We start from the raw sequence: 16,090 nt of genomic DNA, 5'->3' as shown, positions 1-16,090 counted from the left end.
CTAGTGCCCGGTTTTTTGTTGCCTGCTATTAAGCAATTGACCTTCGATAGCGTATTTCTATGGGTGACAATTACTTAATGAATTTGTCCCCGTCATATTGATGGTCAATACTCCCTCTCAGCCGATTAGCCGGCAGCACCAAGACCGAGAGAGGAAGGACAAGCATGAGCCAGAACAAAACGCTGACCACCGCCAGCGGTGCGCCCGTTGCGGACAACCAGAATTCCCGTTCCGCCGGCCCCCGTGGCCCGCTGCTGCTCGACGACTTTCACCTGATCGAGAAGCTCGCCCACTTCAACCGTGAAAACATCCCTGAGCGCCGTGTACACGCCAAGGGCTCGGGTGCCTACGGGACCTTCACCGTTTCCAAGGACATCACCCAGTACACCAGCGCCAAGCTGTTCGAGTCCGTGGGCAAGCAGACCCCGACCTTCCTGCGCTTCTCCACCGTGGGTGGCGAACGCGGTTCGGCTGACACCGAGCGCGATCCACGGGGTTTCGCCCTGAAGTTCTACACCGAGGAAGGCAACTGGGACATCGTCGGCAACAACACGCCGGTGTTCTTTATCCGCGATCCGCTGAAATTTCCCGACTTTATCCACACCCAGAAACGCCTGCCGCAAAGCAACCTGAAAAGCGCGCAGATGATGTGGGACTTCTGGTCGCACTCGCCCGAGGCGTTGCACCAGGTCACCATCCTGTTCTCGGACCGCGGGATCCCGGACGGCTACCGTCATATGCACGGCTTCGGCAGCCACACCTACAGCCTGATCAACGCCAAGGGCGAGCGTCACTGGGTGAAATGGCACTACAAGACCAAGCAGGGCATCAAGAACCTGGCACCGGCCGAGGCGGCACGCCTGGCGGGTACCGATCCTGACTACGCCCAGCGTGATCTGTTCGGCGCCATCGAACGCGGCGATTTCCCGAAATGGAGCGTGTGCATCCAGATCATGACCGAGGCTCAGGCCGCGGCGCATCACGAGAACCCCTTCGACGTGACCAAGACCTGGTCGCAGAAAGAGTTCCCGTTGATCGAAGTCGGCGAGCTGGAGCTCAACCGCAATCCGCTGAACTACTTCGCTGAAGTCGAGCAGGCCGCTTTCGCTCCGAGCAATATGGTGCCGGGTGTTGGCCTGTCGCCGGACCGCATGCTGCAAGGGCGTGTCTTCGCCTATGCGGATGCCCACCGCTACCGTGTCGGCACCAATCACCAGCAACTGCCGGTGAACGCCCCACGCAGCCCGGTCAACAGCTACCAGCGTGACGGCTCCATGGCCTTTGGCAGCAACGGTGGCGCCGCGCCGAACTACGAGCCCAACAGCTACGTCGACGCGCCCAAACAGGCTCCTCGCTACGCTGAGCCGGCCTTGGCCCTCAGTGGTGCGGCGGATCGTTACGATCACCGCGAAGATACCGACTACTACAGTCATGCCGGTGCCTTGTTCCGGCTGATGAGCGCCGAGCAGAAAGCGCTGCTGATCAGCAATATCGCCGGTGCGATGGCGGGTGTTTCCAGCGATGTGGTCGAGCGTCAGTTGCAGCACTTCTTCAAGGCTGATCCGGCTTACGGAGAAGGCATCGCCAAGGCCTTGGGCGTAGTGCTGAACTAAGTCTAAACGAGAAGCAGAACCGCCCTCACTCAGGGCGGTTTTTGCGTTTTTTAGGCTGCTTTTCTCGGAAAATCTTCACTTTGTTTGCGTTTTTCCAGTGACCTTGCAGTCAGCTTGGTTCAAAATACAGCCTTTCAAGCAGGGAGATGTAGGGCTATGCAAGGTAACCAGGTCGTAGTCGATTACCTCAACACGTTGCTGACCGGTGAGCTGGCGGCACGTGATCAATATTTCATCCATTCGCGGATGTACGAGGACTGGGGCTTCAGCAAGCTCTACGAGCGCATCAATCACGAAATGGAAGAAGAGGCACAACACGCCGATGCGCTGATGCGCCGGATCCTGATGCTGGAAGGCACGCCACGCATGCGCCCGGACGACCTGGACATCGGTACCACGGTGCCTGACATGTTCGCCGCCGACCTGCGCCTGGAGTACAAGGTGCGTGCCGCGCTGTGCAAGGGCATCGAGCTCTGTGAAGTGCACAAGGATTACGTCACCCGCGAGATCCTGCGCCAGCAGTTGGCCGATACCGAGGAAGATCACACCTACTGGCTGGAGAAGCAGTTGGGGCTGATCAAGTCCATCGGTTTGCAGAATTACCTGCAATCGCAGTTCTGAGACAGCGATTTCAGCGACCACAAAAAAGCCCCTGTCATCATTCAATGACAGGGGCTTTTTCATTCCGCCGGTTTACGCCCGATCGCGCAGCAACAGCGGCTTCAGGTAATGCCCGGTGTGAGACTGCGACATCTCCGCCACTTGCTCCGGCGTACCAACGGCAATGATCTGCCCGCCCTTGGAGCCACCTTCAGGCCCAAGATCCACCAACCAGTCGGCGGTCTTGATCACATCCAGGTTGTGCTCGATCACCACCACGGTATTGCCGTGGTCGCGCAGGCGGTGCAGCACGTCCAGCAGTTGCTGGATATCCGCGAAGTGCAGGCCGGTGGTCGGCTCGTCGAGGATATACAGGGTCTTGCCGGTATCGCGCTTGGACAGTTCGCGGGACAGCTTGACCCGCTGCGCCTCGCCACCGGACAGGGTGGTTGCCGACTGCCCCAGCTTGATATACGACAGGCCCACATCCATCAGCGTCTGCAGCTTGCGCGCCAGGGCCGGCACCGCGTCGAAGAACTCCCGCGCCTCCTCGATGGTCATCTCCAGCACCTCGTGGATGCTCTTGCCCTTGTACTTGATCTCGAGGGTTTCGCGGTTGTAGCGCTTGCTCTTGCACACGTCGCACGGCACATAGATGTCCGGCAGGAAGTGCATCTCCACCTTGATCAGGCCATCGCCCTGGCAGGCTTCGCAGCGGCCGCCCTTGACGTTGAACGAGAAACGCCCCGGACCGTAACCCCGTGAACGGGACTCCGGTACGCCAGCGAACAGCTCGCGGATCGGCGTGAACAGGCCGGTGTAGGTGGCCGGGTTCGAACGCGGGGTACGACCGATGGGGCTCTGGTCGATATCCACCACCTTGTCCAGGTGTTGCAGGCCGTTGATGCTGTCGTGGGCCGCGGCTTCCAGCGTCGTCGCGCCGTTCAGCGCGGTAGAACTCAGGGGGAACAGGGTGTTGTTGATCAGCGTCGACTTGCCGGAACCGGACACGCCGGTCACGCAGGTCAGCAGACCCAACGGGATCTCCAGGTCGACGTTGCGCAAGTTGTTGCCGCGAGCGCCCTTGAGCGTCAACACCTGCTTCTTGTTACGCGGTGTGCGCTTGGCTGGTACTTCGATCTTCACCCGGCCGGACAAATACTTGCCGGTCAACGAGTCAGGGTGGGCCATGACCTCGGCCGGTGTGCCTTCGGCGACGATATGGCCGCCATGCACGCCTGCACCCGGGCCGATGTCGACCACATAATCGGCCAGGCGAATCGCGTCTTCATCGTGCTCGACCACGATCACTGTGTTGCCGATGTCGCGCAGGTGCTTCAGGGTGCCGAGCAGGCGGTCGTTGTCCCGCTGGTGCAAACCGATGGACGGTTCATCGAGGATGTACAACACCCCCACGAGGCCGGCGCCGATCTGGCTGGCCAGGCGAATGCGCTGCGCTTCGCCACCGGACAGGGTGTCGGCGCTACGATCCAGGGACAGATAATCCAGGCCGACGTTGACCAGGAACTGCAGGCGCTCACGGATTTCCTTGAGAATCTTGTCGGCGATTTCCCCGCGGCGGCCGGTCAGCTTCAGCACGCCGAAGTATTCGCAGGCATCGCCGATCGGCAGGTTGGTCACGGCCGGCAGGGTCTTCTCGCCCACCCACACGTGCCGCGCCTCGCGACGCAGACGGGTGCCACGGCAATCCGGGCAGGGCTGGGTACTGAGGAACTTGGCCAGCTCTTCACGCACGGTGGCCGATTCGGTTTCGCGGTAACGACGCTCCAGGTTCGGCACGATGCCTTCGAACGGGTGGGAACGCTTGACGATATCGCCGCGGTCGTTGAGGTACTTGAAGTCGACGTTCTGGCTGCCGCTGCCTTGCAGGAGCAACTTCTGTTGGTCCGCCGGCAACGTGTTGAACGGCACTTCCAGACTGAAGCCATAGTGGGATGCGAGCGACCCAAGCATCTGGAAGTAATAGACGTTGCGCCGGTCCCAGCCGCGTATTGCCCCTTCGGCCAGGGTCAGCTCACCATTGACCAGACGCTTGATATCAAAGAACTGCTTGACCCCCAGGCCGTCACAGGTCGGACAGGCGCCGGCCGGGTTGTTGAAGGAGAACAGCTTGGGTTCCAGCTCGCTGATGGCATGACCGCAGATCGGGCAGGCGAAGCGCGCGGAGAAGATCATCTCCTCGCCGGGTTCGTCGTCCATCGGTGCTACCAGGGCGATGCCGTCCGCCAGCTTCAGCGCGGTCTCGAAGGACTCGGCCAGGCGTTGTTGCAAATCGCCACGAACCTTGAAGCGGTCGACCACCACATCAATGGAATGCTTCTTCTGCTTGTCGAGCTTGGGCACTTCGTCCAGCTCACAGAGCCGACCATTGACCCGGGCGCGGACAAAACCTTGCGCCCGCAGCTCTTCGAACACCGACAGGTGCTCGCCCTTGCGCTCACGGATCACCGGCGCCAGCAGCATCAGCTTGGAGCCTTCGGGCTGGGCCAGCACCAGGTCGACCATCTGGCTGACGGTCTGGGCCTCCAGCGGGATATCGTGGTCCGGGCAGCGCGGGGTGCCTACGCGGGCATACAGCAGACGCAGGTAGTCGTAGATCTCGGTGATGGTACCGACCGTCGAACGCGGGTTATGCGACGTCGACTTCTGCTCGATGGAGATCGCCGGCGACAGGCCTTCGATGGTGTCGACGTCGGGCTTTTCCATCATCGAGAGGAATTGCCGGGCATAGGCCGACAGTGATTCCACGTAACGGCGTTGCCCTTCGGCGTATAAGGTGTCGAAGGCCAGGGACGACTTGCCGGACCCGGACAAGCCGGTGATCACGATCAGCTTGTCCCGGGGCAGGGTCAGGTCGATGTTCTTCAGGTTGTGGGTTCGAGCCCCACGAATCAGGATCTTGTCCAAGATGGCCTCGCACGGCGGGCGGTAAACGCAAGAGTATAAGGCTAAATACTGGATGGATGCACACTATCGGCCGACAGTATTTCAGTCTTGCATGACAGCTCGCGACAAAGCGTCGCCATGTATCCCCTCTATCGATGGGACTGGTAGAATCGCCGCCGGTTCACACGAGGTTTTTCCATGCACGATCCCCACAGCGAACGCATGAGTGGCAGCGAGACCCGCGCGGCAAGCGGTCTGGCCCTGGTGTTCGCTTTCCGTATGCTTGGCATGTTCATGGTGTTGCCGGTTCTGGCTACTTACGGGATGGATCTCGCGGGGGCGACACCGGCCCTGATCGGCCTGGCCATCGGCGCCTATGGCCTGACCCAGGCGGTATTCCAGATTCCCTTCGGGATCATTTCCGACCGCATCGGCCGACGCCCGGTGATCTACCTCGGGCTGGTGGTCTTCGCCCTGGGCAGCTTGCTGGCGGCCAACGCCGATTCGATCTGGGGCGTGATCGCCGGCCGGATCCTGCAAGGTGCCGGGGCGATTTCCGCGGCGGTCATGGCGCTGCTCTCGGACCTGACCCGCGAGCAGCACCGGACCAAGGCCATGGCGATGATCGGCATGACCATTGGTCTGTCGTTCGCCGTGGCGATGGTGGTCGGCCCCTTGCTGACCCGCGCCTTCGGTCTGTCCGGCCTGTTCCTGGCCACTGGCGGCATGGCGCTGCTGGGGATCCTGATCATCGCCTTCATGGTCCCGCACTCCACGGGGCCGTTGCAGCACCGTGAGTCCGGCGTGGCCCGTAAGGCGTTGTTGCCGACCCTCAAGCATCCTGACCTGCTGCGCCTGGACCTGGGGATCTTCGTCCTGCACGCGATGCTGATGTCCAGCTTTGTCGCCTTGCCCCTGGCCCTGGTGGAAAAAGCCGGGTTGCCCAAGGAGCAGCACTGGTGGGTGTACCTGACCGCGCTGCTGATTTCCTTTTTCGCCATGATCCCGTTCATCATCTATGGCGAGAAAAAACGCAAAATGAAACGAGTTTTACTCGGCGCCGTGACGACCTTGATGCTCACTGAGCTATTCTTCTGGGAGTTCGGCGACAGTTTGCGGGCGCTGGTGATTGGTACCGTGGTGTTCTTCACCGCGTTCAATCTGCTGGAAGCTTCGTTGCCGTCGTTGATCAGCAAGGTTTCACCGGCGGGCGGCAAGGGCACGGCGATGGGGGTGTATTCCACCAGCCAGTTCCTCGGCTCCGCGCTCGGCGGGATCATGGGCGGCTGGATGTTCCAGCATGGCGGTTTGTCGGCGGTTTTCCTTGGATGCGCCGGTCTGGCTGCACTCTGGCTGGCCTTTGCTGTTACCATGCGCGAACCACCCTATGTGACGAGCCTGCGCGTGCCGTTATCGCCTGAAGCGATCCGCGAAGCCGGTCTGGTCGAGCGCCTCAAGGCGATCGTAGGGGTAACCGATGCAGTCATGGTGGCCGAAGAGGCTGCCATTTACATCAAATTGGACACCGAATTGTTGGATCGCACGACCCTTGAGCGCCTGGTCAATGAACCGGCGCCCCAAGCGTGCGAAGCCTAGGAGAACGTTATGGCCCGTGGGGTTAACAAAGTCATATTGGTCGGCACGTGCGGCCAGGATCCTGAGGTTCGCTTCCTGCCTAATGGCAACGCCGTGACCAACCTGAGTCTGGCGACCAGCGAACAGTGGACCGACAAGCAGACTGGTCAGAAGGTCGAGAAGACCGAGTGGCACCGTGTGTCGATGTTCGGCAAGGTCGCCGAGATTGCCGGCGAGTACCTGCGTAAAGGTTCGCAGGTCTACATCGAAGGCAAGCTGCAGACCCGCGAGTGGGAAAAAGACGGCATCAAGCGCTACACCACTGAAATCATCGTCGACATGCAGGGCACCATGCAGCTGCTGGGCGGCCGTCCACAACAGGGCGACCAACAAGGCGGCGGCTACGACCAGTCCGCGCCACGCCAACAGGCTCCGCGTCCGCAGCAGTCGCGCCCACAGCAGTCGGCCCCGCAGCAATCGCGCCCGGCACCACAGCAGGCCGCACCGCAGCCGGCTCCGGATTTCGACAGCTTTGATGACGATATTCCGTTCTGACGAACACCAGAGACTTTCTTGTAAAGTGTCTCTTTGAAGCCCTCGCCCTGCGGGGGCTTCTCGTTAGTAAGACCCGCAAGTGCCGGGGATTGATCAAATGGTTAGCTGTTGCTAATCTACCAACGAGGGCTCAATAAGAGCATTGCTGTTCGGTGTCACGGTGTCTATGGACCGACAGTGCGGATTGCAGGACGTCACCATCCTGCGGTAGCGGCAACCAGGCAACAACGGTTGGCTTGCGACCCAGTCTCTTGAGACTAGCTAAGTAAGCGCTGCGACTACCAGCCCTCCTGGATTTATCTAAAAAGGCGCCCAATGGGCGCCTTTTTTCATCCTACGTTGCAGATGACGTTACCTACCAGAGTGCCATGCCCGCGTCGACTGAGCCTGTAGGCTGTCACGACGGAGTAGAACTGGAGTTCCTGATCTTCGTTCACGATGGGCTCAAGCACGACGTACCCTTTCGCACTTCGTAGCACGGTCACCTTGTAACCATTTTTGCTTTGATGGAACTCGCAGTAGATGGGAGCCCGGTGAATGATGACTGAGGCCACATAGGCTGCGACTTCGTTTATCGTCTTGCAGCCCCACTTGGGTAGCTCGTGTGCGTGCTCTTCCCAGATGTGATTAACCCCATAGCCCTTGTTGGGGCCGAAGTGACGCCCCGCGCGCAGGTAGATGTGCCCTGCCGGGAGCGTGATCCTCTTTGAGATCATTTCTGGTACGTAGCCAAAACTCTGATGCTCAGTCTCAGGGTGCAGAATGAAGTCGTCTTGATGAAGATCTTTTGAATAGACCGACGATGCGACTGGGGCGTGGGGTTTTGACACGTAGCGCTCCCTTGCGGTGGCTTTATGGTGCCAAGGCTCTGGGCAGCCCTTGTGGAGGTGCCCACTAGGTATGCGACACGTGGCGAAAGCGCTAGTCAAAAGCCCGTGGCTATTAATGTCACGGGCTTTTTTATTGCCTGTTATTACCCGCTTACACCGATGCCCCGCGCAACATTCCCTGCGTCAAATCGTCGATGACCGCCTTGCCCATCTCACCCAGATAATGCGATGCCCAGGCGTAGCGTTCGCCATCGCTTTCCAGGGCAGCATCGAGGGAGAGTGCTTTGGCGCAATAGAGCAGAAGGGATGCGTGTTCCATGGCTTCCAGAATGGGGACGCCGGGGTTTACACGGAACAGTTCACGACCTTGGGAGCCGCATTTGGAAAAGGTGATGACGCCTAGGGTCTTGATGTCGGTGTGATCGCTCATCGCACACCTCCGGTATCGGTCATGAAGTGAGGATGTTTCTGACTGTTGAATGTTGAGAGGAAAGTGAGATTTACGAGCGTACTGAAAGCCTGCATGGATAAAACTCCCGTATCAAAGTGAGAGCTACCACGTTCGTTACCAAGCGAATGGGTGGCAGCTGTGCGCAGGTTGGTAAACCGGAGATACAGGAACCCGGCAGGACCGAAGTCCTCCCACGCACAGCCGCCATTGCACGAAAAATGCGGGCACAAAAAAACGCCTGCAATCGTGATTGGGCGCTGTTGGCGCCTGTATCTGGTCGGGTTACCAAGCCCGGTCGCCGAATTGACAGCGACAGGGAAAAGGTAGCGCGCACGATGAGGAGCTGCAATGTGACTGGCGGGGGTATTTAAGTCGAAAAGTTTCAACTGGTATAGAGGGTTGTCCAGGCGCCGGCTAAACCGGCAGGGCATATCCAGCCGAATCTATGGTGAGAATTTTCATTTTCGGTTCGGCTTCGTAGTTTTTCTTCAGTCAGCCAAGAAAATCTTAAGAATTGTAGAAAATCCCAACTTTTTCTTAAGTCGTCGGCGCGATCTTCAACTCGCTCACCTCCCGCGAAGCCTTCCCCAAGGTTTCCCACAACTCGCGCATGGTCGGGTTCTGATTGGCCAGCGAACAATAGGCGCGGATCTCCAGACCGGTGTTCCATTCGTTGCCACCGGCTTTCACCAACTGCCCGCTGTCCACGGCTGGCGCAGCGGCGCTCTGCGGTAGCCAGGCCACTCCATACCCTTCGATGGCCATCTGCATCAGCAGCATGGTCATGTCGGCCTCGTAGCAACGGGTCAGTTCGCAAGGCGTGGCCGCGTTCTTGAGGATCAGGTCGGCCACGCGTCCGAGAAAGGTCGTGGCGGTGTAGGCCAGGTAGGGGACCGGTTTTCCAGCCTTTCCGGGCAGTCGATACAGAGGTTTACCACTACGGTCCGGTGCACAGAACGGCAGGAAGGCGTCCCGGCCCAGGGGCAGGCTGGCGAACTTGTCAGCGTCGATCAGGATCGGCGCCTGGGGGTGGTGGTAAACGATCATCAGGTCGCAATTGCCTTCCGCCAGGGCAATCACCGCGTCGTGGATATTCGCCGCGACCACCCGCACGTTGAACGGCTCGTGGTGCTTTTGAAATTGCGCCAGCCATTTGGGCAGGAAGGTGATCGACAGGCTGTGGCCTGCCGTGATCTGAATCGAACGCCCAGGCATTTTTTCGTCCTGGCGCAAGGTTGAGCGCAATTCCAGCAGCGCCGCCAGCGCCTCGCGGCCTTGTTCGCAGAACAGTTGGCCGGCTTGAGTCAGTTGTACCGGGTAGGTGCCGCGGTCGACCAGCTGCGCGCCGACCCAGTCTTCCAGCGAGCGGATACGCCGGGACAGCGCCGACTGGGTGACGCAGCGAACTTCGGCGGCCCGGGAAAAATTCTTGTGTTGCTCGATCGCGAGCAGATCGTCCAGCCACTTGATTTGCATGCTGCCCACCTTGGTCGCGGTGATCACGAGTCTACGTCAGTGCCTGTCGGGCTTCTCCGGATTTTTCATAACTATTCCAAAAGCGCATCGGGTGATGGCGATTACTCATCATCTGCTGGGCGGGCTCACCCTAGAATCGGGCCATGGACACGGTCCCCTGTAGGAGCTGGCTTGCCAGCGATGGCGTCCGCCTGGTCGATGCAAGACTTGCGGGCCTCATCGCTGGCAAGCCAGCTCCTACAAGGGACCGAGGTGTTTGTGAGTTATGCATTTGGGCGCGGTGCCGCAGAGCGGCCGGGCCGACGATTCTTTTCCTGCCAAGCAAAAAATCCGACAACAGACTTGAGGGAAACACCATGAGCAAAAACAGATTGCCCCGTCATATCGCCATCGGCATTGCCGCCGGGGTCCTGGTCGGCTGGCTGTGCCATCACTTCGCGGCGGACGCCAAGTCGGCCAAGGACATCGCCGCCTACTTCTCGATGGTCACCGATATCTTCCTGCGAATGATCAAGATGATTATCGCGCCCCTGGTGTTCGCCACCCTGGTGGGCGGTATCGCCAGCCTTGGCAGTTCGCGTTCGGTGGGCCGTATCGGCACCCGCGCCATGGCCTGGTTTATCAGCGCGTCGCTGATCTCCCTGCTGATCGGCATGCTGCTGGTCAACCTGTTCCAGCCCGGCGCCGGGATGAACCTGCACGTCGATCACGCTGCCGTTGCGGCCCAGGTGGTGAACACCGGCGACTTCAGCCTCAAGGTGTTTGTCAGCCACGTATTCCCGCGCAGCATTGCTGAAGCCATGGCCAACAATGAAATTCTGCAGATAGTGGTGTTCTCGCTGTTTTTCGGTTTCGCTCTGGCGGGACTCAAACAGGCCGGTTTTACCCGTATCACCAGCCTGGTGGATGAACTGGCCAAGGTGATGTTCAAGATCACCGACTACGTCATGGCCTTCGCGCCTATCGGCGTGTTCGCCGCGATTGCCTGTGCAATCACCACCGAAGGTCTGGGCCTGCTGCTGGACTACGGCAAGCTGATCGCCGAGTTCTACCTGGGGATCGCGCTTCTGTGGGCGGTGCTGTTCGGCGCCGGTTACCTGTTTCTCGGACGTTCGGTGTTCACCCTCGGCAAGCTGATCAAGGAGCCCATCCTGTTGGCGTTTTCCACCGCCAGCAGTGAGTCCGCCTATCCGAAAACCATGGAAGCACTGGAGAAATTCGGTGCCCCGAAACGCGTGTCCAGCTTTGTCCTGCCCCTCGGTTACTCGTTCAACCTTGATGGCTCGATGATGTACCAGGCCTTTGCCATTATGTTTATCGCACAGGCCTATAACATCGAGCTGAGCTTCACCCAGCAGTTGCTGATTCTGCTGACGCTGATGGTCACCAGCAAAGGCATGGCCGGTGTCGCCCGGGCTTCGGTCGTGGTGGTGGCCGCGACCCTGCCGATGTTCAATCTGCCTGAAGCCGGCCTGTTGCTGATCATCGGTATCGACCAATTCCTTGACATGGCGCGAACCGCGACCAATGTGGTCGGCAACAGTATCGCGACCGCAGTGGTTGCCCGCGCCGAGCAGGCGCATGGGGCCGAGGAGGAAGAGGACGAATTGCCCGCCGTCGAGTCCGTGGTGCTTGCGCGTGACCCGGCCACTGCGGTTTGAGAGTCTCGACCATGAATACCCAAGATAAAAAATCCGCCGCACTGCCGATCGCCCGCAAGCTGGGCATTGTCGGCGGCCTGGGCTCACTGGCCGGCGGCGATCTGTTCTTCAAGCTGGTCAAGTCCAGGGCGGTGTTGGCGGATCAGGGGCGCTATCACTTCCTCTTCGAACAGCATCCGTTCAAGGACGTGCTGCTGCCCCTGGACCGCGAGGCGAGCATGACCGCGCGCAAGTTCTATGTGTTCCAGGTCTGCCAGTCCTTCGAGGCGGGCGGGGTCGACGCGGTGGTGCTGCCGTGTTTCGCCAGCCAGACGTTCCGTGAAGAGATTCAGCAGGAACTGGGGATTCCGGTTCTCGACCTGATGGCGGCCCTGGCCGAACATATTCGCCGGATCGCCAAGCCGGGCACGCGATTGGGGATTCTGGCCTCGGACTATGTGCGTCACTCCGGTTTGTTCGAGCGCTATCTGGGCGGGGATTTCCAGCTGGTCTATCCCCCCGAACCGGACCAACGCGCCCTGATGGACGCCATGTATGGTCTCAACGGAATCAAGGACGGCTATCTGCAAGGTGTTTCGCTGGAAGGTGTGTACCAGGCTTGCCTGTCGCTACAGGAACTGGGCGCGAATCTGATCGTTCCGGGGTTGACCGAGCTTTCGCTGGTTTGCGCCGATTTGCAACGGCGCGGCCTGAGGGTGCTCGACATCAACGAGATCTATGCCGCCGCCGTGACCACCACCGACGATGAGCCAACCCATGCACCGTTTAAACTGGGAATCGTCGGCGGTGTCGGTCCGGCGGCCACCGTGGACTTTATGGCCAAGGTGGTCCGTCACACCCCGGCGGGACGCGACCAGGACCATATCAAAATGGTGGTGGAGCAGAATCCGCAGATCCCGGACCGCACGGCCAATCTGTTGTTCGACGAAGCCGACCCGACCCTGGCGCTCTATGCCACCTGCAAGCGCCTGGAAAGTGCCGGCGCGCAGGCCATCGCGATTCCGTGCAACACCGCCCATGCCTTCGTCGAGCGGCTCCAGCCTTATTTGCGGGTGCCGATCGTCAATATGCTCAGTGAAACCGTCGAGGCAATTGCCCGGCAACACGGCAGCGGCAAGCACATTGGCCTGCTCGCCACCTCGGGCACGGTGCAGAGCCAGGTCTACCACCAGGCCGCCCGCCATGCCGGCTTGCCCTTGCTGATTCCCGGCTTCGATTATCAGGAGCTGGTGATGAGCGCGATTTATGGCGAGCGTGGCATCAAGGCCGGGTTCACCGATGGCCTGTGCAAGGAGCAGTTGCTGCTGGCGGTCGAGCACCTGTGTGAGCTGGGCGCCGAGGTGATTATCCTCGGCTGCACGGAGTTGCCCCTGGTGCTCAGCCATTGCGACGACTTCCAAGTGCGCGGTCACCGTGTGGCGCTGGTGGACCCGACTTCCGTTCTGGCGCTGCGCTGTGTCAGCCTGGCGACCTCGAGCCGATCTGCACGGATAACCTATCGCGGCTGAAATGCTATCGCCGGCAAGCCGCCTCCTACAATGGGTCGCGTTGGGTGTTATCTACAGGCCTCAGGCGCTCCAGCGCTCCCGATACTCCAGCAGAAAATCGACAAACGCCTTCAACCGCAACGGCACATGTCGACCATGGGGGTAGAGCAGGGTGAACGGCCGCGAGCGGCCAGCGAAGGGTTGGAGCACTTCCACCAGCGAGCCGTCGGCCAGTTCCTTTTCGACAATGAAACGATAGGTCTGGAACAACCCTGCACCGTTCTTCGCCAGTGTCACTCCGCCCAATACATCATCGGAGCAGCAGTAGCTGCTCTCGGCCAGCAGCTCCCGCTCCTTGCCCTCGGCATCCTTGAACAACCAGGCAATCCGCCGACCGCTGCTGGGCAGTTCGAACTGGATGCACTCGTGCCGTGGCAGGTCTTCCAGGGTTTGCGGCGTACCGGCCCGTTGCAGGTATTCAGGCGTGGCGATCACCACCAGCGCGGCGTCTTCCAGGTGCCGGGCGATCAGCCCCGAGTCGGGCAGCACCCGAACGCGGATCGCCAGGTCGTAGCCTTCTTCGACGAAGTCGATATTGCGGTTGCTGATATGCACCTCGACCTTCACCGCCGGATGGCGTTCACGAAAGGCCGGTAGCAACGGCAGGATACGGTGATGGGCGTAAGGCGTCGGGATGCTGATGCGCAAGGTGCCGGCCGGTTCCTGTTGCTTGCCCATGACTTCCCGTTGCGCTTCGGTCAGTTGGGTCAGGGCCTGCTTGCATTGTTCGAAGTAGCCGCGGCCGCCCTCGGTCAGGCGTACGCTACGGGTGGTGCGGGTGAACAGGCGCACGCCGAGGCGTTCTTCCATGCGCGAGACCGAGCGACTCACCGCCGCCGGCGTGACCCCGGCCACCTGGGCGGCGGCGGTGAAACTGCCGGCCTCGGCCGCCAGGCAAAACAGCTCGATGCTGCCGAGCATGAGGTCGTCGAACTGTCGTTGCATGATTGATTACACTGGGGGATCAAATGAGGTACGGGCATCCGTATTTATCAAATGAGTGTGGGGCAATAAAGTGAGTTCCACCAGCGCGTCGCCAAACCTTCTTTCAACCACTGGAGCACAGCATGCCTTTTGTCAGCGTTCGTATTACCCGTGAGGGCGTGACCCGCGAGCAGAAAGCCCAGGTCATCGCCGAAATCACCGAGACCCTGCAACGGGTGCTCGGTAAACCGCCGGAGGTGACCCATATCGTGATCGAGGAGGTGGATACCGATAACTGGGGGCATGCCGGCTTGAGCGTCACGGAGCACCGCAAGTCCAAGGAGTAAAACCGGGTCCAATAGGGGGGCGAACCGATTCGCGTCTGCCGAGCATCAGGACGCGGTTGACCACGGTCTGTAGGAGCAGGGCTTGTCGGGACGCCGCATCGCCGCGAAGCTTTTGGCGATCTTGAAGGCCTCTTCGCTGGCAAGCCAGGCTCCTACAAGGGAGCGTGTTTCCAAGGTGAGTCTTGTGGTGTGGGGGCTGGCCTCAGTGGCCAGCTACCACCCGCGCCGAACCTTCGGCAGGCTCTGCATACACCGGCCCCAGTCGATCCAGTCGACCGCTCCAGGCCGTCAGTGCCAGGGCCACCAGCACCACCAATCCGCCAATCCAGGTGGTATGGATCAGGCCCAGGTTGGCGACGATCAGGCCACCGATCCAGGCCCCGCCGGCGATGCCGAGGTTGAAGGCGGCGATATTCAGGCCCGAAGCCACGTCCACCGCATGGGGTGTGTGATGCTCGGCCTGGCGCACCACGTAGATCTGCAGGCCCGGCACATTGCCGAAGGCCACTGCGCCCCAGGCCAGCACGGTCAACAGGACCAGCCACGGATTGCCGGCGGTGAAGGTCAGCACGAACAGCACGACCGCCAGCAGCAGGAAGATCAGCTTCAGCGCGCCAATGGGACCGCGTTTGTCCGCCAGTTTCCCGCCCCAGATATTACCCACCGCCACCGAGACACCGTAGACCAGCAGTACCAGGCTGACGGTGCCGGGCTGAAAGCCGGAGATGTCCTGAAGGATCGGCGCCAGAAAGGTAAAGGCGATAAAGGTGCCGCCATAACCGGCGGCGGTCATCGCATACACCAGCAGCAGACGCGGTTGCTTCAACACTTGCAGTTGTTGCAGCAGTGACGCCGGCTTGTTGTGCGTGATGTTCTTCGGCACATAGATCAGGCTGCCGATAAAGGCGATCACACCCAGGGCAGACACGGCGAGAAAGGTTTCGCGCCAGCCGAAATGCTGGCCGATAAAAGTCCCCAGGGGTACGCCGGTGACCAGGGCCACGGTCAGGCCGGTGAACATGATGGCGATCGCGCTGGCGGCCTTTTCCTTCGGCACCAGGCTGGTAGCGATGGTCGAACCGATGGAGAAAAACACCCCGTGGGCCAAGCCGGTGACGATGCGCGCGAGGATCAGCGACTCGTAGCTCGGCGCTTGCCAGGCCAGCAGGTTGCCGAGGGTGAACAGCACCATCAGCGACAGCAGCAGGAGTTTGCGCGGGACCTTGCCGGTGAGGGCGGTCAGCACCGGGGCGCCGATGGCGACACCCAGGGCATAGAGGCTGACCAGCAGGCCGGCGGAAGGCAGGTCGACACCGAGGTCGGCGCCGATGGTGGGTAACAGGCCAACGATGACGAACTCGGTCGTCCCGATGGCAAAGGCGCTGAGGGTCAGCGCCAGTAAGGCAATGGGCATGGCTGCAACTCCGGTAGGTTTGATCAGGAGCGCAGTGTCGGGGTTTCACTTGTGCGGAAAAAGACAGGTAAAGGCACAACATATTTGATCTGTAGGCAAATATTCATACGATATCGAACCGTCCAAATACCTATCGGGACGAACAAACGAACTTTGCCGCCCCATCGGCACTCAGTTTCTTACAGAGATG

At 60.4% G+C, this 16,090-nt stretch carries 13 protein-coding genes; 7 read left to right on the top strand and 6 right to left on the bottom strand.

All coding sequences use genetic code 11. The features are described from left to right. Nucleotides 1-164 precede the first annotated feature (164 nt). Both M5C71_RS28235 and bfr read left to right on the top strand, forming a co-directional pair. Nucleotides 165-1,613: a catalase gene (locus M5C71_RS28235; RefSeq protein ID WP_248746819.1), complete on the top strand. Its 1,449-nt coding sequence runs from the start codon at nt 165-167 to the stop codon at nt 1,611-1,613. Nucleotides 1,614-1,769: 156 nt separating this feature from the next. After that, nucleotides 1,770-2,234 (top strand): bacterioferritin, encoded by a 465-nt coding sequence (gene bfr, locus M5C71_RS28230; protein ID WP_103495386.1) that lies wholly within the window; start codon nt 1,770-1,772, stop codon nt 2,232-2,234. A gap of 72 nt (nt 2,235-2,306) precedes the next feature. Here the strand turns inward: bfr and uvrA are convergent, their stop codons facing one another. Further along, a complete protein-coding gene (uvrA, locus tag M5C71_RS28225) occupies nt 2,307-5,141 on the bottom strand; it encodes an excinuclease ABC subunit UvrA (protein ID WP_103495387.1) in 2,835 nt (944 codons plus the stop codon). 177 nt (nt 5,142-5,318) lie between these two features. On the opposite strand from uvrA, the gene M5C71_RS28220 reads away from it, so the two are divergent. Both M5C71_RS28220 and M5C71_RS28215 read left to right on the top strand, forming a co-directional pair. Next, a complete protein-coding gene (locus M5C71_RS28220) occupies nt 5,319-6,716 on the top strand; it encodes an MFS transporter (protein WP_103495388.1) in 1,398 nt (465 codons plus the stop codon). Nucleotides 6,717-6,725: 9 nt separating this feature from the next. Then, nucleotides 6,726-7,250 (top strand): single-stranded DNA-binding protein, encoded by a 525-nt coding sequence (locus M5C71_RS28215; protein WP_152742149.1) that lies wholly within the window; start codon nt 6,726-6,728, stop codon nt 7,248-7,250. Between the two features lie 329 nt (nt 7,251-7,579). On the opposite strand, the gene M5C71_RS28210 is transcribed toward M5C71_RS28215, so the two are convergent. From M5C71_RS28210 to M5C71_RS28200, 3 genes are all read right to left on the bottom strand, one after another. Then, on the bottom strand, nt 7,580-8,080 hold the full coding sequence (locus tag M5C71_RS28210; RefSeq protein WP_248769281.1) for a hypothetical protein: 501 nt from the start codon (nt 8,078-8,080) through the stop codon (nt 7,580-7,582). A 151-nt stretch (nt 8,081-8,231) separates the two neighbouring features. Continuing rightward, nucleotides 8,232-8,510 carry a DUF3077 domain-containing protein gene (locus tag M5C71_RS28205; protein WP_248769280.1) on the bottom strand — a complete coding sequence of 93 codons (279 nt, stop codon included), beginning with the start codon at nt 8,508-8,510 and terminating at the stop codon, nt 8,232-8,234. 558 nt (nt 8,511-9,068) lie between these two features. Beyond that, entirely contained in the window at nt 9,069-10,007 is a 939-nt protein-coding gene (locus tag M5C71_RS28200) for a LysR substrate-binding domain-containing protein (protein WP_248769279.1), read from the bottom strand. Between the two features lie 356 nt (nt 10,008-10,363). On the opposite strand from M5C71_RS28200, the gene M5C71_RS28195 reads away from it, so the two are divergent. Both M5C71_RS28195 and M5C71_RS28190 read left to right on the top strand, forming a co-directional pair. Further along, nucleotides 10,364-11,668, top strand: a complete 1,305-nt coding sequence (locus tag M5C71_RS28195) for a dicarboxylate/amino acid:cation symporter (protein WP_248769278.1) — start codon at nt 10,364-10,366, stop codon at nt 11,666-11,668. An 11-nt stretch (nt 11,669-11,679) separates the two neighbouring features. Then, nucleotides 11,680-13,176, top strand: a complete 1,497-nt coding sequence (locus tag M5C71_RS28190; protein WP_248769277.1) for an amino acid racemase — start codon at nt 11,680-11,682, stop codon at nt 13,174-13,176. Nucleotides 13,177-13,236: 60 nt separating this feature from the next. On the opposite strand, the gene M5C71_RS28185 is transcribed toward M5C71_RS28190, so the two are convergent. Then, a complete protein-coding gene (locus tag M5C71_RS28185) occupies nt 13,237-14,160 on the bottom strand; it encodes a LysR family transcriptional regulator (RefSeq protein WP_248769276.1) in 924 nt (307 codons plus the stop codon). A 122-nt stretch (nt 14,161-14,282) separates the two neighbouring features. Between M5C71_RS28185 and M5C71_RS28180 the strand changes: the two genes are divergently transcribed. Further along, nucleotides 14,283-14,486, top strand: coding sequence for a 4-oxalocrotonate tautomerase family protein (locus tag M5C71_RS28180; RefSeq protein WP_100944373.1), 204 nt, complete (start codon nt 14,283-14,285; stop codon nt 14,484-14,486). 202 nt (nt 14,487-14,688) lie between these two features. Here M5C71_RS28180 and M5C71_RS28175 read toward each other — a convergent pair whose 3' ends face one another. Then, a complete protein-coding gene (locus M5C71_RS28175; protein ID WP_103495543.1) occupies nt 14,689-15,900 on the bottom strand; it encodes an MFS transporter in 1,212 nt (403 codons plus the stop codon). Between the last annotated feature and the right edge of the window lie 190 nt (nt 15,901-16,090).

Source organism: Pseudomonas sp. MWU12-2345 (genome assembly GCF_023242385.1).
Classification (GTDB): Bacteria; Pseudomonadota; Gammaproteobacteria; order Pseudomonadales; family Pseudomonadaceae; genus Aquipseudomonas; species Aquipseudomonas gingeri_D.
The sequence above is the reverse complement of the archived record's forward strand: the minus strand, read 5'-3'. Positions and strand labels throughout refer to the sequence as shown.

What these genes read in the sequence shown, in the direction of transcription:
- M5C71_RS28185 (WP_248769276.1), bottom strand. Translation starts at nt 14,160, where the DNA reads ATGCAACGACAGTTCGACGACCTCATGCTCGGCAGCATCGAGCTGTTT.
- M5C71_RS28235 (WP_248746819.1), top strand. Translation starts at nt 165, where the DNA reads ATGAGCCAGAACAAAACGCTGACCACCGCCAGCGGTGCGCCCGTTGCG.
- M5C71_RS28175 (WP_103495543.1), bottom strand. Translation starts at nt 15,900, where the DNA reads ATGCCCATTGCCTTACTGGCGCTGACCCTCAGCGCCTTTGCCATCGGG.
- M5C71_RS28205 (WP_248769280.1), bottom strand. Translation starts at nt 8,510, where the DNA reads ATGAGCGATCACACCGACATCAAGACCCTAGGCGTCATCACCTTTTCC.
- M5C71_RS28195 (WP_248769278.1), top strand. Translation starts at nt 10,364, where the DNA reads ATGAGCAAAAACAGATTGCCCCGTCATATCGCCATCGGCATTGCCGCC.
- M5C71_RS28200 (WP_248769279.1), bottom strand. Translation starts at nt 10,007, where the DNA reads ATGCAAATCAAGTGGCTGGACGATCTGCTCGCGATCGAGCAACACAAG.
- M5C71_RS28215 (WP_152742149.1), top strand. Translation starts at nt 6,726, where the DNA reads ATGGCCCGTGGGGTTAACAAAGTCATATTGGTCGGCACGTGCGGCCAG.
- M5C71_RS28220 (WP_103495388.1), top strand. Translation starts at nt 5,319, where the DNA reads ATGCACGATCCCCACAGCGAACGCATGAGTGGCAGCGAGACCCGCGCG.
- M5C71_RS28180 (WP_100944373.1), top strand. Translation starts at nt 14,283, where the DNA reads ATGCCTTTTGTCAGCGTTCGTATTACCCGTGAGGGCGTGACCCGCGAG.
- M5C71_RS28190 (WP_248769277.1), top strand. Translation starts at nt 11,680, where the DNA reads ATGAATACCCAAGATAAAAAATCCGCCGCACTGCCGATCGCCCGCAAG.
- bfr (WP_103495386.1), top strand. Translation starts at nt 1,770, where the DNA reads ATGCAAGGTAACCAGGTCGTAGTCGATTACCTCAACACGTTGCTGACC.